The 16,382-nt window shown below is 41.3% G+C and carries 14 protein-coding genes and 1 tRNA gene; 4 read left to right on the top strand and 11 right to left on the bottom strand.

What is annotated here, in order from left to right:
• Positions 1 to 1,619 precede the first annotated feature (1,619 nt).
• A complete protein-coding gene (locus MTTB_RS00005) occupies positions 1,620 to 2,765 on the top strand; it encodes an orc1/cdc6 family replication initiation protein (RefSeq protein ID WP_248564505.1) in 1,146 nt (381 codons plus the stop codon).
• Between the two features lies 1 nt (position 2,766).
• Here the strand turns inward: MTTB_RS00005 and pyrB are convergent, their stop codons facing one another.
• The 9 genes from pyrB to MTTB_RS00050 all read right to left on the bottom strand — a co-directional run bounded on the left by pyrB (position 2,767) and on the right by MTTB_RS00050 (position 12,434).
• Positions 2,767 to 3,681, bottom strand: a complete 915-nt coding sequence (pyrB, locus tag MTTB_RS00010) for an aspartate carbamoyltransferase (RefSeq protein ID WP_248564506.1) — start codon at positions 3,679 to 3,681, stop codon at positions 2,767 to 2,769.
• Positions 3,682 to 3,690: 9 nt separating this feature from the next.
• Complete coding sequence (locus MTTB_RS00015) at positions 3,691 to 4,422, bottom strand: tRNA (adenine-N1)-methyltransferase (protein ID WP_248564507.1); 732 nt, start codon at positions 4,420 to 4,422, stop codon at positions 3,691 to 3,693.
• 4 nt (positions 4,423 to 4,426) lie between these two features.
• Positions 4,427 to 6,631, bottom strand: coding sequence for a DEAD/DEAH box helicase (locus MTTB_RS00020; protein ID WP_248564508.1), 2,205 nt, complete (start codon positions 6,629 to 6,631; stop codon positions 4,427 to 4,429).
• Positions 6,632 to 6,714: 83 nt separating this feature from the next.
• The gene (locus tag MTTB_RS00025) at positions 6,715 to 7,887 is read right to left on the bottom strand and encodes an aconitase X catalytic domain-containing protein (protein ID WP_248564509.1); all 1,173 of its coding nucleotides are present in this window, start codon (positions 7,885 to 7,887) and stop codon (positions 6,715 to 6,717) included.
• Between the two features lies 1 nt (position 7,888).
• Entirely contained in the window at positions 7,889 to 9,220 is a 1,332-nt protein-coding gene (gene recJ / locus MTTB_RS00030; RefSeq protein WP_428343381.1) for a RecJ family nuclease, read from the bottom strand.
• Positions 9,210 to 9,611, bottom strand: a complete 402-nt coding sequence (locus MTTB_RS00035; RefSeq protein ID WP_248564511.1) for a 30S ribosomal protein S15 — start codon at positions 9,609 to 9,611, stop codon at positions 9,210 to 9,212. The genes recJ and MTTB_RS00035 overlap by 11 nt, the downstream gene beginning before the upstream one ends.
• A complete protein-coding gene (locus MTTB_RS00040) occupies positions 9,608 to 10,168 on the bottom strand; it encodes an XTP/dITP diphosphatase (RefSeq protein ID WP_248564512.1) in 561 nt (186 codons plus the stop codon). The genes MTTB_RS00035 and MTTB_RS00040 overlap by 4 nt, the downstream gene beginning before the upstream one ends.
• A gap of 22 nt (positions 10,169 to 10,190) precedes the next feature.
• Positions 10,191 to 11,810 carry a bifunctional N(6)-L-threonylcarbamoyladenine synthase/serine/threonine protein kinase gene (locus MTTB_RS00045; protein WP_248564513.1) on the bottom strand — a complete coding sequence of 540 codons (1,620 nt, stop codon included), beginning with the start codon at positions 11,808 to 11,810 and terminating at the stop codon, positions 10,191 to 10,193.
• Positions 11,811 to 12,320: 510 nt separating this feature from the next.
• Entirely contained in the window at positions 12,321 to 12,434 is a 114-nt protein-coding gene (locus tag MTTB_RS00050) for a helix-turn-helix domain-containing protein (protein ID WP_248564514.1), read from the bottom strand.
• 186 nt (positions 12,435 to 12,620) lie between these two features.
• Here MTTB_RS00050 and cobT point away from each other — a divergent pair, with 186 nt between their 5' ends.
• Positions 12,621 to 13,691, top strand: a complete 1,071-nt coding sequence (cobT, locus tag MTTB_RS00055) for a nicotinate mononucleotide-dependent phosphoribosyltransferase CobT (RefSeq protein ID WP_248564515.1) — start codon at positions 12,621 to 12,623, stop codon at positions 13,689 to 13,691.
• A complete protein-coding gene (locus MTTB_RS00060; protein ID WP_248564516.1) occupies positions 13,673 to 14,341 on the top strand; it encodes a hypothetical protein in 669 nt (222 codons plus the stop codon). Before cobT ends, MTTB_RS00060 begins: the two co-directional genes overlap by 19 nt.
• On the opposite strand, the gene MTTB_RS00065 is transcribed toward MTTB_RS00060, so the two are convergent.
• Together MTTB_RS00065 and ilvE are read right to left on the bottom strand one after the other, a co-directional pair.
• Positions 14,336 to 15,169 (bottom strand): undecaprenyl-diphosphate phosphatase, encoded by an 834-nt coding sequence (locus MTTB_RS00065; RefSeq protein WP_248564517.1) that lies wholly within the window; start codon positions 15,167 to 15,169, stop codon positions 14,336 to 14,338. The genes MTTB_RS00060 and MTTB_RS00065 overlap by 6 nt on opposite strands.
• A gap of 35 nt (positions 15,170 to 15,204) precedes the next feature.
• Positions 15,205 to 16,125, bottom strand: a complete 921-nt coding sequence (gene ilvE, locus MTTB_RS00070; RefSeq protein ID WP_248564518.1) for a branched-chain-amino-acid transaminase — start codon at positions 16,123 to 16,125, stop codon at positions 15,205 to 15,207.
• Between the two features lie 115 nt (positions 16,126 to 16,240).
• On the opposite strand from ilvE, the gene MTTB_RS00075 reads away from it, so the two are divergent.
• A tRNA-Val gene (locus tag MTTB_RS00075) sits at positions 16,241 to 16,313 on the top strand.
• The last annotated feature ends 69 nt before the right edge of the window (positions 16,314 to 16,382 follow it).

The raw sequence follows: 16,382 nt of genomic DNA on the forward strand, positions 1-16,382 counted from the left end.
GGAATTTTTCATATTCTCCTGTTGTGAACTATCCCCTTGTTGGGGTTTTTCTGTTTAAATGATGGAACTTGCGGGAACGTGGATTAGTTCCCGTAGAGCCTTCATCTCCATGAGCTCAAAGGACTGTCCCCAGCCCCGTGTTGAGTACTCGATTATCAAAGGATTATCCTTTGGCTTCTACCTCTTGAGTTTACTATCTTACCAGCTCCTTTCAGCTTTTGTAGGATAGTATGTGAAAGAACCGGACCCGGGAGGTGTTATAGATTCTGGTGAGATGATGATCTCCGACCATGTAGGTCTTCAACGCAGATAATATCATTTCACGTAATGTCTTTGTGGAGGAAGTCGTCTCTTTTGGGTTTTTTATGGACTTTGATAGTTTTATTCTTGTTTTTTCTTGGTTCTTTGAATCTTTCCTTTTTTTTTTTGAGACTTTTATGCAGTTATTTCTTGAGTGTGTTCTCATATCTCGGGTTTTCTATTTGTCTTCCTTCGCTATCAGTCAAGAAGTGTTTTATTCCAATACTATGGCTTTTCCAGTTATTTTTTTGGCGGAGGCTCGGGCTCGTCTTCAACTTGAAAGATTGCGAACCCATTTCCTTGAACTTTCACGTTTTATTATCACGCCTTTCATTTTTTTCCTTGTATTGGTCTGTGTAGCCTGGTTTATTATTCCAATCTTTGATAGGATCAGTTCCTCCGAATTTTGAAACCTGACCACTTGTAGTTCATGGTCTTAAAGGTTTATCCTTTGAAGTTTAACTTGCTCGCTCTTTTGCCGTTCCTTTTTAGCTTTCTCAGGTCATGTTGTTCTGAGGTGGTAGTTTACCATCTGCAGAACCTTTTGAGTGGACTTTTTTGAGCTCAGGGCTCTTTTCATTCTTTAGTTTGACTATTAGGGCTTGTGTGTCATTAGGGGTAGTTTCCGGCTTTCTGTTTTTGTCTTGTTCTTGGGGTGGGCGGTTGAGCCACGTGCAAAGGTCAAGATATTATAACTATTTTCAGTAGTGTTGGACGGATAAATGCGGAACTTATCGGTGAACATTTCCCTTGCTTCTCTTTACATATTCCCTCAGTATATTGCCTTACTAAATATTGTCTTCGTATAGGGGCTTTTCCGCTGATAAAGTTAATGAAATATTAGTCCATTCATTTTTTTCAATGCCTTCCTTTAGCGTTCCTCTACTTACGTAATTTCTTTGTTGATTTTCAATGCGTATCTGCACTCATGAATAATTTAGATTTCTAGGAGGGGGTTAGTCTGCTGGAACATTACAACATTTTTTATTTTGGGATTGTTGGGGGACTTTCAATTTTTTAGGTGTGTAGGATCTTTCTTTTCTGTGATTTTTCTGGTGGTGTTACACTTGAAATTGATCTCTCTGTCTTCTGGGAGGGTGGTCTGGTGGTGTTACACTTGAAATGCACCCCCCTCTCTTTCGTAATATTCTCATGGTATATTTTTAATAAAAAGTTTTATGTAATATGGTTGATGAAAAGTTACACTTGCAACATAACTATATCATGTGTTCTAGATTCGGGTGGGGGTGCGGTACTACATCATTTGATTTTTATAAGTAGAACCTAAGAGGCTCTAAAATCCAATTAGAAGTGGTATCATGAATGTATTTGATGAATTAGAAGGTAGGAAGTCAGTTTTTAAGGATCGGAGGTTTTTGGATCATAGGTTTTTACCGGACAGGTTACCTCACCGTGAAGAACAGATAAAGGCCATAGCTAAGTATTGGGTGGAGGCGCTTAAGGGTGTTACACCACCAGATATTACAATCTATGGGAAGACAGGAACTGGTAAAACTGCTGTGGCTAAATTTGCCATGAAACAGCTTAATGAAGCCTCTAGGAATTCTAATGTTAATGTGAGAACCGAATATATACGTTGTACAGACTACACTACAGAGTATCAAGTCCTGGCAAGATTGTGTCAACAGTTTGGAAAGGACGTTCCCTATCGTGGATGGACAAAGGCAGAAGTTATAAACACATTTAGGAGCCTCTTTAAAAAAAATGTTTTTGGACAGGATCTCATACTCATTGTAGTGCTCGATGAAATAGATATTCTACTTAAAAATGATGGAGATGGCCTATTATATACTCTGACACGCACCGATAATGTTTCGATACTTTCAATTAGCAATTATGTAGATTTTAAGAAATTCATAAAACCCAGGGTAAGGAGCAGTTTAAGGGATCGTGAGATTGTTTTCCCACCATATGCCGCGCCACAGTTAGTTGACATACTCAAGGAACGTTCAAAGTTATCATTCAATGATGGGGCGCTCGAAGACGATGTTATACCCTTATGCGCTGCTTTAGCCGCTAAAGAAGAGGGTGATGCTCGCTATGCCCTGGATCTTTTAAGAACCGCGGGGGAAATAGCAGATGAACAAGGTTCTGATGTTGTTAAGGGAGAGTTTGTAAGGGAAGCAAAGGATTATATCGAACATAACAAGGTCACTGATATTATCATGACACTTCCAAGTCAACAACAAAGGGTATTAGAAGCCATACTTTATCTCACTAAACGGGATGAAGAGATAACATCAGGCAGGCTTTATGAGGTTTACAAGAAAATATCACAGGGGGATTCTGTCTCCTATAGGCGAATATTTGATTTCGTTAACGAATTAGAATTGTTAGGACTCATATCTACTAATACTGTTTCAAGGGGTAGGGGAAAGGGCAGAACCAATATTATAAGATTGCAATGTGACACGTCAGTCCTTGAGAACGCCCTTTGGATGTAATCTATTTTATAAGCGCTTTTAGGAGGGCCATTCTCACTGGCACGCCATAGAATGCTTGTTGGAAATACTTACACTGTGGCAGGGCATCCACATCCACTGATATTTCATCTACCCGGGGGAGTGGATGCATTACTATAACATCCTTACCATTTAACATTTTAGCATCTATTCGATATGCACCTTTAATCTTGGAATATTCCTCTGGATCTGGGAATCTTTCCTTTTGTATCCTTGTCACATAAAGTACATCAACATCATCTATAACTTCCGTAATCCTAGTGGTTTCATGGACAGATATCCTTTGTTCTTTGAGATCATGGATGATGTCACGTGGCATTTTAAGTTCTTTTGGGGATACAAATATCATGTCCACGTTGAACATGGCAAGTGCATATGCGAGGGAGTGGACCGTCCTACCATATTTAAGGTCGCCGATTAGGGCTACCTTTAGACCCTCTATATTATCGAATATCCTTTTCATGGTGTAAAGGTCGAGGAGTGTCTGTGTGGGGTGCTGGCCTGCACCATCACCAGCATTTATGACCGGTATATCTATGATGTCTGAAATGTAACGGGCTGCTCCTTCTGCATTATGTCTTATTACGATTGCATCGGCGTAACATGCTACAACTCTCGCAGCGTCTGCTAGTGTTTCTCCTTTAGTGGCTGCACTTTCAGCGGCTTCTGAGAATCCTATTACGCTTCCTCCCAGTCTTTTCATGGATGCTTCGAATGACAGTCTTGTCCTGGTTGAAGGCTCATAGAACATCATGCCCAATATTTTACCTGAGAGTATCTTTGAGGTTTTTTGGGAGCGGGCAATGGGCTCCATTTTTTCCGCTTCTTTTAATATGAATTCGATGTCCTTTTTTGTGAAATCTTTTATTGATATGACATTTTCTAACTGGAAGCCCAATCTGATCACCTATATTTTTCGGGTGAATGTAAGATAACCTGTGTGTCCGATCATCCGTGTGCGGGGCCGTGTACCCTTCTTTTTTATTTCAATTTCTCTTGTAATAACTTCAACAGTTTTTACCTCTTTAAATCCGCACTTTTTAGCCTTTTCATGGATGATTTTAACAGGTTCTATGTATGGATTGTAGAATACAAGCCATCCTCCATCCTTTAGGGCGTTCTTGGCGTCTTCTATGATCTCCCAGGATCTGGGGAGGTCCAGGAATATGAGATCTAAGTTTTTCTCTTCTATACCCTCTTTTATATCTTTATTTTTAAGGATTATATTTTTCATCCCAGAATTTTTGATATTCTTTCTGGCTAATGTTGCGAAGTCTTCTCTTATCTCATAAGTATAGACTTTGCCTGTACCCCCTACTATATTTGCGAGGGTTAGTGCAACACTCCCTGAACCTGTACCTGCATCTAATACTCTTTGACCGCTCCCAAGGCCTGTGTATGAGATGACTGTTCCGATGTCCTTGGGGAGGATAATTGATGATTTTCTTTCCATTAATTCTATGAAATCGTTGATATTGGCTTCTATTACCTTGAATTTTCTCCCAAGGTGCGTTTTCAGTTCATCCCCTGGGCTGCTTTCCTCTATCTTTTCTCTTTTTATTATCCCCAGGTCTGTTTGGAAGTCTTCATCTTTTGGGGGCATGTATTTTTTGCCCCTTTCATCTATTAGAATTTTCAACTCATCACCCTTCGAATTCGGAGTCTAGGACTTTGCGAATTTCCCGTGCTATTTTTTCACCTATACCCTCTACCTTTTTCAATTCTTTTTCAGAAGCGTTTACCAGGTCTTTTATTGTTTTGAAGTGTTTGAGGAGTTTTCTCGCGTTCACAGAACCTATATGTGGTAGTGATTCTACAACGAATAGTTGCCTTTCTTTTAAGGTTAATGGCTTTTTCTCGGTTCTTATTTGTATCTCCACCTTTTCTTCTGATTGTTCACGGACTGCTATCCTTTTTATCATGGCAGCGGTATCCTCTGGCGATCTTGTTGGGATTATTGGTATCCCGAAGTCTACTGCGATGGATGCTATGGCCCCTCTTATGGCATTTGGGTTGATGAATGCTGAGTAGAGATCCTCCCCCTCCAGTATCATGATTGGTTTTTTAAATTCTTTTACAAGTTCTCTTGCTTGTTTGTAGAGTCTTTTGTCGATGAGTGAATTTATGAAATCCTGTGTTGTTTTTCTTTCTATGGCAACTTCGTCGCTGACCTGGTAGTCTGCAACCGCCATCGGTTTTATGATTACTTTAACGTCCATTCTAGTTAATTCCCTTAAAACTCGTGAATTAACCTCTCTCGAATCGGCATAGACAACATATTCGCCCTGCATGGTCTTTTGGTGTTCTGCGGCTCCTGATTTTATCTCTATTTTCATGTTTTTAGCCTTTTGGAGGTGTTTTTTCATTTTATTTTCTTTGTGTATGCTCGACCAGTAGTATGCTTCGTCTCGGGTTTTTTCGGTTATCATCACCATCATGCGGCCCATTTTTTTCCTCCCGGTACGGCCGCGTCTTTGTATCATTCTTATCTCTGATGGTACTGGTTCGTATAGGATTACAAGGTCGACGGCTGGTATGTCCATCCCTTCTTCCGCGACGCTAGTTGAGATGAGGATGTCATATTTTCCTATGCGGAATGCTTTTATGATCTCTTTTTGTTCTTTTTGTGTTAGGCCTTTGGTCCCTGTTCTGGTGCCCTGGCCGTAGAATTTAGCTGCTTTTATGTTTTCTTCTTTGCATTTTTTGTATATTTGTTCTACTGTGTCCCTGAATTGTGTGAATACGATGATCCTTTTTATGTCTTCTTTTTTAAGTTCCTTTTTAAGTATTTTCATTAGCTTGTCAAGTTTTGGGTGTTCTATTCCCCTCTTGTATGCTCTTCTTGTCTCTATCATTGCACGTGAAAAATTTGAATCTGCTATGAGGCTTTTAGCTGCTCTTGTACTCTTCTTTTGTAATCTTAGGAAGTATTGGTGTAGTGTGCTTATGCCCTGTGTTTCTAGGAGTTCGATGGCGTGTTCTATGTTGATGGCCGCGGCTAGTAGTGATATTCCCATGTAGTATTTTTTGGGCGGGTTTGTTGTCCTCGCGATGATGTTTTGGACTTTTCCCCTGGCCTTGAGGAGGTCTTTCTTGGTTACTGTTACTGTGGGTATGATGTGGAGGTGTTTTAGCATTTTTAGTCGGTGTTTGCGGGCTTTTTCCAGGTGCTTTTTTATATTTTTTAGGGTGCTTCCCATTTTGACTTTTATCCATTCTATTTCTATGGGGTTGAAATATGGTGATACGTCTGGGTCGTCTTCTGTTTTTATGATTATTTCTTTTATGAATAGGTTTTCGCATACTTTTTCTATTTTTTCTTTTTCAAAGCCGGGGGATGCTGTCAGTCCTAGGATGAGAGGGTTTTGGGCTTCTTTTTGGTAGCGTGATGCCAGGTAGACGTATGAGTATGAGCCTATTGCATGGTGGCATTCGTCAAAGACTATGAGTGAAACGTCCTTGAGGTCGTATCTTCCATTTATTATGTCGGATTCGACTGTTTGGGGTGTTGCACATATTATCTGGGATTCTTTCCAGCGTTTAACGCGTTCTGTGGGGTTGACGGCGCCTGTGATGGATGTGCATGGTACTGTTAGGAATTCTCGGAAGCTGTCTTCGTGTTGTATTGTGAGTGGTTTGCTTGGTGCGAGAATTAGGATTTTTGATTTTTTATATTCTTGCAGTCTTTCAGCGGCTATTAGTACGGCGATAACGGTTTTGCCCAGGGCTGTTGGGGCTACTATCATGGAATTGCCTTTTTTGAGGACGTTTGCTGCGATTTTTTGTTGGTATAGTCTGGCTTCGATTTTCTCTGGTTTTATGAGGGGATGTTTGATATATTTTACCATGGATTTTTCTATGACGTATCCGTTTATATAATAGTTTCAAAACACACCTATAACTTATAAATTATAAGTTATAAGCTTATAAGTTATAATCTGACTAGATTTTTCCAATCATCAAAAACAACATCCAATCCACACATACTAGGAATATAATTAGCCGCCTTAGCAGAATCAACACCAACCACATCAAAACCAAGATCCTCTATAGGAGACACAACCATACAAGTATCAGAAACCATAACCCCACCAGACCCCACTATAAGATCACTATACCCCATCCGATCCGCAGCAACCTTAAGAGCATGAGAGGTACAAACCCAAAAATCACATGAGAGCCTCCGATGACGCAAATAACGAGCCAACAGCCTAATTTCCCCCAACGAACAATGCGGGCAACCAACACATATTAGATCAGGTTTATCATTAGTGGTGGAAAGCTCATCCATAGAATCCTCAAGGGACGCGCTATCAACAGATATTCTATCCTCAAATTCACACTCAACCGCCGGGTTCAAACCCTCCACATAATATAATGCAACAGCACCCGAAGATGCGAGCGCAGCACCCAATGATTTAAATTCATCACCTGAAGGCTGACCACGAAACCGAAAACTAGGGACACCATCCCCTACAATCTTCCCAACATAATATCCAAGAACACCATACTCATAACCCTCTAGAGAGTCCTCCACCTTCACAAGGATATTAGCAATCCTATTTTCATCCAAGTGATAACCATAAGCAGGAGTCCTTCCACAAATAGCAGCTGCAAGGGCGCTAGGACCACCCTCCCTATTAGTCCTCGCCCCTAGAATAGAATTCGCATATATAACAGCTGAAGATTCTGACCAGGCAACATGGGACCCCCTCGTCGGAATATTCCCAATAAGGTATGGAGTGCAAGTGCAAGTGTTCATCACATCCATCCTCATATAAGCATCTATAATCCTGGATTGCCTATCTGCAAATTCCCTTGAAAATCCTAACTCACGCCAATTATCCAAGTCCATACCCGCAGGGTTCAAACTACTTTGAACCTTCACCCTAGCAGAAGGATCCTTTGAAAGCTCTTCCAAATATTCTAACCCAGCATCCCCAATAGTCTTATAAGAGACACCCGATATCTGGGCTGAGGATATCTCCACCATCCTCTCAGCCCCGTAAATGTCACCAAGTGCTACTAAAATTTTCATACTCTTTTCAACAGCCTCACCATATTCTCCATCATACATCTCCTCTTCATAGGCTGTGAGATACATCTTAACTCTCCCCTATCTGGCTTCCAATTATGTTATCTACAAGGCGCAGGAAATTTTCAAGTTCCTTATAGGGGATCATAGCCCCCGCCGCTATGTCATGACCCCCACCAGCACCCCCAAAGTTTGAAGAAGCATCCCTGAGGGCCCTTCCAAGGTCGACGCCCATTTTAATGATCTTGGGAGTGGCCCGCGCAGAGACTTTTACCTGGTTGTCCATCCTTGAAAGGGCGAGTATGGGCAAGTTAGGATCTGATAGTCCTAATGAGAATGATATGCTGGCTATGGTCCCCATCACGCCTTTAAGGGTCTTTTCCTTCGTGTAAATGTATTGTATGTGTTCCATTTTCTTTGGCCTTTCCCTTTTGATCCATTCAAGACCTTTCATGATATCTTCACGATACCTTCTTTGAAGGTTTAAAGCCTTTTCTAGGGATTTTTCTTCTTCACCGAGGCATATTCCTATAGCCAGACCATATTCTTTATTTTTGCCACAAGCATCTAGGATTTTCGCGAAATCTGAAAGATATCTTATAGTTGGTGGGAGTCTTTTGTCTGTGAAGACTTCTCCAAATATTTCCGGGTTTATTTTAATTAATTCACTTTTTAGGATGTCTTTTTCTTCGGCTGCGAGGTCCTGGAATTTTATGGCATATGATACTCCTATTCTTTCGAGAAATTCCCTAGAACCTTCTATGTTGGCGGTTATCCCTGGGAGTGTGGGATTGAATGTATATGCGAGGGCTTTATATAGTGGTTCGTCGTATCTTGATGCTATCCTAAGATCTTCATGCGCTTGTACCGAACCATTTTTAATCCCTTCTTCCACTATGAAACGGTTCATGCCTCTAAACCCATTATAATATTGCATGTCGCCGAAGGCGCCTACAAGGGCGAATGATGCGAGTGACTCCTCTAATCCTCTAATTATTAGATAGGCGGCCCCTGAGGCGCTGAGTTCTTGACTTCCATCAAATCCGAATAGGTGGGGGTTGACATGGATTATATTAGAGTTTGTCTCAGAATCTATGGGTTGGTGGTGGTCTGCTATTATAACATTTCCATGGAGGTGTGAGAGGTCAGGTAGGTTGGCGCTGCCCATGTCACAAAAAAAGAAAACCTGATATTTTTCATTTGCTAGTTTTTTTATGAAATTATCAGTTAGTCTGGAAATTATGGAAATATGGAATTGGCCATTTCTGGTAGAAATGGCCTTGGCTATCATGCCAGCTGCTGAGAGGCCATCCGCATCATTATGTGATATGATGCGTATGACATCCCCTTCATCTATGTGTTCTTTAAGTATTTTGCAAGCTTCATCGCCTCTATTTAACAATGAGCGCTGCTTTTTCTGGGTCATATTTCCATCCTTCTGGTAGTACACCCGTTCTCACGTAATATTTTACTAGCCGCCTGATTTTGGATTCGACAAGTTGCAGTCCTCTTCGGGTGTGAAGATCCTTTGGGTGTTCTTTTAAGTGTTCTCTGATGTTAACGGCTTTTTTCATGAGGTTTATTAGATCCTCAGGGTACTCTAATTTTATATCATGCTTTTCTAGGATCTCTGTTATCTTCATTCCTGTTATTGATTTGACGCTTGGGATCCCGTATTGATCCCTTAGGATTATACCTATCTTACTAGGGGGGTTTCCTTCCTTGTACAATTTTATTATCAGTTCTTCTATCTCCTCATTAGAATATTCAACCCAGTCTGGTTTTATCTTCATAGGATCACCTCTCTTTTGTACCATTTTGCGAATTTTCTGAAGGATTTGCTTCTGTGGGATATTCTATTCTTCTCTTCTCTGGTTAATTCCCCGAAGGTTTTATTTTCACCCTCTGGGTAGAATATGGGGTCAAATGCGAAGCCTTTATCTCCCTTTTCTTTAAATCCTATTTTACCTTTCACCACGCCTAGAAAAGTCTCGGGTTCGGTGTCGGGTGCGCAGTACCCTACAACCGACCTGAACTCGGCGTAGCGATCATCTATGTTCTCCATTAATTTGAGGATGCCCTTGTTGCCTATGGTCTCCTGTACATATGCTGAGTATGGTCCTGGGAACCATTTTAGACTCCTTATGAATAATCCTGCATCCTCTACGATAACGGGTTCTTTGAGGAGTTTCGCAGCATACTTCGCACCATATTCTGCCACTTCTTCGAGCGTGCCTTGGAGTTCGGGGTATCTGATGTCTGCTTGTTCCACTTGTATGCTAAACTCCTTGAATATCCCCTTTGCTTCCAATACCTTATGTTTGTTACCTGTTATAAATGTTATCTTCATCTACACCATACCCTCTAACCAGTTAAGTGTAGCGTCCCCTATCTTCTATCTCCTTAATCTTTGATCCTATTTCAATGGATGATTTCCTTTCATAGCCCTTGAGAACCTCTTTGAAGCATTCCCTCCATATATTATAATGGGTGCTCTGGAGGGCCTTTTTTAAGACTAGAAGGTCAACTCCCCTATCTTCTGTTTCTTGTGAAAATCTTCCAAGGCCGAAGTCGATGAAAACTAGACTTTTATCTTTCATGATAATATTAGAGGTTGTAAGATCCCCATGGATGATACCATGCTCATGGAGTTTAGCAATATCCTCCCCAATAATCTTACAGACTTTCCTCCTCTCGTCCGGGTCTAAATCTTCTATGATATCATTTAATGGCTTCCCTATGATATTCTCCATTTTAATGGAAGCCTTCTTAAGGTTTATATCAAATAAAAGGGGTGTTAGGACGCCACACTTTTTCGCTTCATTAAATAATTTAGCCTCATTTCTTGTACGGGATCTTCTAAGGTCCTCATCAATTTCTTTTATCCGATAATCCTTTTTTATTCTCTCCTTTACTATTACATCGTAGTGGAGCCAATTTCCATTGTAAATGTTTGCCTCAGCACCCTTTGCCCTAAGGTGACTGGGCAATTCCAATTTTTCCTTTGACTCTTCCATCCAAGGTATGTCAACCTGGTCTGTCCTATAACGTTGAATGATAGTCGTATCCTCTATACGATCCGCCCCTTTATACTTGTATGTGAGCTGGCCCAGCCATGCTATCATAGCACCATTGTCTCCACAATATTCTGCTGGTGGCATGAAAAACCTGGCATAATGTCCTTTGCACATCTTTTCTAACATCATCCTTAATCTCCTGTTCACAGCCACCCCACCACAAAGTAGAACTTCTCTTTTCCTTGTATGTGCAAGGGCCCTTTCTGTAACCTCTACGAGCATTGAAAATGCCGTCTCTTGGAGACTGTAACAAAGATCTTCAAGTTCTGCGCCGGCATCGTATTTTCTAAGGGCTGCTGTGAGCAAACCTGAAAATGCCAAGTCCATACCCTTAACAGTATATGGTAATCTGATATAATTCGAAGACTTTCCAGCCAATTCTTCTATCTTGGGACCGCCGGGATGCCCCATTCCCACTTCACGACTGAACTGGTCTAACATGTTCCCAACAGCTATATCAAGGGTTTCGCCGAAAACCCGGTAACGGTTTTCTTCGAATGCTATAACCTGGGTGTTCCCACCACTTACATAAAGCGAAACCGGGTCTTCGGCGCCGGTTGTAAGCCTTCCAATTTCTATGTGTCCAATACAATGATTAACCCCTACTATAGGTATATCCAATGTTAATGCTATGGTCCTTGCCGCTGTTGCAACGGTTCGAAGGGCCGGTCCAAGTCCAGGACCCCGTGAAAAAGCCACCAAGTCAATGTCTCTGGCTTCGACTCCGGCCTCTTCAAGGGCTTCTGTGAAAAGTTCTGGTAAATATTTGGAATGGTGTTCAGCCGCTTCCCTTGGATGTATTCCACCCGTGTCAGGAATTAATGATTTTACAACTGATGATAAAATATTGCCTTCATCATCCACTATGCCGACACCTGTTTTTTCTGCTGTTCCTTCTATGCCTAGACATAACATTTTTGACCCCATTATCCTAGTGTGGTTATATGCTTCGTGTGAACTACCCCTCCTTGATGGGAGGGGCTTCCTGTTTCAATGATGAGACTTGCCCAACTACCCCAGCTGAGGCGGGGATGCTGAGTAGAGTTCTTGTCTCAACAGGCTCTGAAGGTTGTCCCAGCCCCGTGTTGAGGATATCGAACCACTTTCCAGAGCTCTCTCACTTTATTATCCTATGGACTTTAATTCTTATTAGCTCCAATTTTAGAAAGGATTAGCCTGTTTCCTTCAAGCGCGGATCCTGATTGATTATAATTTATGGGTACTATTTTCCCTTATAGCGTAGTCTCCCCACTTTTCTCCCATTTTTCTTCAACTTGAAAGGACTCTGATGTTGCCCCAGAGCTACTGGTTTACCATTTACAAGACTTTACTGTAAACTTTCTTAAGTTCAAGGTTCTCCCCCATTCTTTACTCTGACTACCAAGTTTTTGCGTATCATAGGGGGTTGGTTTCCGCCCTTCTGTTTTAGCCTTTTTCTTCGGGTAGGCGGTTGTAGAGCCACCTGCAAAGGTCAAGATCCTGGAGTAGTTTAGCTTCAACTGTTTTAGACGGGTAAAGACGAAATTTGCAGCCGAGCACTTCCTCGCTCCCCTCCACATATAAATATATCAAAGGGTGGCCAAAATGATACCAGAAAGCATAAATCGCATATCTATTAACTTATGTATCTCATAACTATAAAATGTTTTTCGGCTTTCACCCCCCATACCGGGGAGTTCCCGCCGAGAAAGTTAAAATAAGTTTTCACAAAATGGGGTGAGATTAATGTTCAAAGAATTGAAGGTTTATGGGTCTGAAGATTTCCTCCATAGAGTAGAGGATAAGAAACCATTATTTCTATGCGTACTTGCAACCACGGCCACTTCCCATATACCTGGTATAACAGGGGCTGGTGCCAGTCCGGATCTTACAGAATATACCCCAGCAGCTGATGTTGAGCTGATAGTCCATGAAGCCCCCTTGTGTCTTCCTGAAATACCCAAGACTGTGGTGGAGGGAGGGTCAACACCCACTCCTGCAGTGATAACAAAGGCATGTATAGAATTGGCTGATATACCATTCCTTGTAGCCGATGCAGGTGCTCGGATAAAACCTAATCTACCATATATTCTTATTAATGAAAAACCAGGAGAGGACATACGCACTGGCAAGGCTGTGGATAATCCGAGGAAAATATTTGAAAACGGTAAGCTACTTGGAGAGATGCTATCTAATCTAGCGGAGCATCTTATAATAGGTGAAAGCACACCCGCGGGCACCACCACAGCACTGGGGGTTTTAACAGCCCTAGGATATGATGCAAGTTTTAAAGTGAGCGCAAGCCTCCCTGAAAACCCACATAACCTTAAAAGGGATGTGGTCAAGGAAGGATTAGAAAACGCTGGTATAGGTTGGGGTGAGAAAGTCAAAGACCCATTTAAGGCTGTTGAGGCTGTTGGGGACCCCATGATACCTGCTATAGCGGGCATATGCATGGGAACCGATATACCTATTACATTAGCTGGTGGAACCCAGATGACAGCCATATGCGCCCTCATCAAAGCCATTGATAAGAGCTTTGATTTTTCAAGGACGCCCATTGCAACAACGATTTTCGTGGCAGAGGACGAAACTTCGGATATTAATCAGATAGCGAAACAGATAGGTGATATAACCATCTATGCTGTGGATCCTGGTTTTGAAAAGACCACCCATGAAGGTTTGCATGGTTATCTTACTGGATCTGTTAAGGAGGGTGTTGGTGCGGGTGGCATGCTCCTCGCAGCCCTTTTGAGGGGTGTGGGCATGGACACTATAAGGGACAGAATTGATGAGTTATGCCACAGGTTATTCTAAGATTTCTTAAGAGTTTCAAGCCATCAAATCCACTTATATTAGTTGCCTTGTTATTTTATATAGGAGGCTTCATTTCCTCTTTTTTCATGAAGGCTTTTAATTTCGGCTTTCTGACAGGGGATTTTATCGTATATTTCAAACCACATCCTATGACATGGGATTATCTTAGGGTACAATTTATAGATCAACTCGGGGGCGCGGCCTTTAATATATTTATTTCAAATGTTATGGTAGTATTTTCTTGTATATTCTTGGGGTTTCCCATCGTTAATACTGTCCTTGTAAATCTTATAGGATTTTCCGGTGCTTTGTTGAATGCTTTGATTTCACGTTTTGGACTTAAGGGTTTGATAATATACCTTGGATTATTCCATTTGCACTTTGAAATATTAGGGGCTCTACTTTCAATAGACGCCTTCTTAGCCTTTTATGCTTCCATTTACCATTCATTGAAAGCCGGCTCAGCTAGGATTTTCACCAGGGAAGTTAAGAGTGGATTTTTGCCATTATTGTTGAAGATACTTATCATATTTTTATTCGCAGCATTCATGGAAGTGTTCTGGAGCACCTGGTGGGTTTACGTTTGGACCCATAAATATATTCCATGGCAACAGTTTTATTTCGAAGTTTACAATGTAAAATTCTTATAAGAGGCTTATAAGGAGTGTTAACCCTCCTATTATCCAACAGTAACAGGAGAATAAAACCAAATTTTTAGTTTTTATAAACTTCAAGAAATATTTAATGGCCAAATAACCGGAAACTGTGGCCGTAATAAATCCTAATGTAAAACTCTCTGTTTCAAAATGGAATCCGCCCATTATATCCTTTAATTGGACTAGTGAAGCCCCCAATATCGCGGGTATAGACAATAAGAAACTGTATCTTGCCACGAATTCCCGTTCAAGTCCAACTGATAATCCGGTTGCTACAGTCGCCCCTGAACGGGATATACCAGGCATTATAGCGCATCCTTGGGCAAAACCGATCAAAAGGACATCAACCAGGTTCATGTTATTAAAAACTCTTTTCCTCGAAAACCTTCTATATAGTATCTCAGAAGCCCATAATATGAAACCTGTGACGATGAGTAAGGATCCAACTGCAGGCAGATTATTGAAAAGTCCCTCAAAAAAGTCTTTGAAAAAAACACCCATAAAACCCGCGGGGATGCTCCCAATTATTATAAACCATGACAATCTTTTAATAGGATCATTTTCAATCTCTTCACTAAAAGTCCCCTGTGGGATATCTAATAGGCTCGAAAAAAAGCCTTTAAGAATATCCACCACTTCACCTCGGAAATATCCGATAACAGCAACAAGAGTGGCTATATGAAGGAGAGTATCAAATGCAAGATCTGAATAATTCACGCCAATAAGATGAGGTACTATTACAAGATGGGCAGAACTACTTATGGGCAGAAACTCTGTAGCACCCTGGACTATCCCTAATATTATTGCCTGTATAACATCCAAAGGAATCCACCTTCCATAATCATGTTAGTACAACTTTATTCGATGTACCTTAGCCATTCAAACCTGTCGGCGACTTCTGCTCTTAAAATTTTAAAGAAACTCTCCTGGAGTTTTTCTGTTATGGGGCCTCTTCTCCCATCTCCAACCTTTATACCATCAACTGATCTTATAGGGGTTATCTCAGCTGCCGTTCCTGTGAAGAACAATTCATCCGCTAAATATAACATTTCACGTGGTATGCGCTCTTCTCTCACATTGATGCCCATTTCATTGGCTAATCTTATAACAGAATCTCTTGTTATCCCAGGTAGTAGTGAAGAGGATACCGGTGGCGTGTAGAGTTCACCATCCTTTACTATGAAAATGTTTTCCCCACTACCTTCACTTACCATCCCATTGTAGTCGAGGATTATACCCTCATCATAGCCGTGCTTTATAGCTTCCATCTTCACTAGCTGGGAGTTAAGGTAATTTCCACCGGCTTTAGCCATGTTGGGGAGGGTGTTTGGCGCCATCCGCCTCCAGGTTGAGATTCCAACGTCAACACCCTCTTCTAATGCTTCCTGTCCAAGATAGCTTCCCCATTCCCATGCTGCGATCACAACCTCCACTGGACAATTAAGGGGGTTTACACCAAGCTCTTTATAACCTCGGAAGACAACAGGCCGTATATAACATTCCTTGAGGTTGTTAATTTTGACCGTTTCGATCACGGCTTCACATATTTCCTCTTCGGTGTAGGGGATGTCCATCATATATATTTTCGCCGAATCAAATAATCTCCTAACATGGTCTTCCAAGCGGAAAATGGCGGATCCTTCCCTGTTCTTATAGCATCTAATCCCTTCAAATACGCTGGATCCATAATGTACTACGTGTGAAAGTACATGTATTTTTGCGTCGTCCCATTCTACAAATCGATTGTTGAACCATATCTTACCTTTATCGGATAACATGAGGATAACCTCGACTTATTTTTTGCTACCGTATATATAAATCAGGTGCATTATATCAATGGTATATTGTGGGGGGAAAGTTTATATAGCTTAGATATAGTATTTTTCTAATGGAGGGCCGGTGGTCTAGGGGTTAGGATACCTCGCTTACAACGAGGTGGTCGCGAGTTCGAATCTCGCCCGGCCCACTTTTTAGCCAATTTTTGAAGATAGAAAGATTAATATAGTATATTCGCGCAAAAATGATACTAGGCATG

The organism is Methanothermobacter tenebrarum, from assembly GCF_023167465.1.
GTDB lineage: Archaea > Methanobacteriota > Methanobacteria > Methanobacteriales > DSM-23052 > Methanothermobacter_A > Methanothermobacter_A tenebrarum.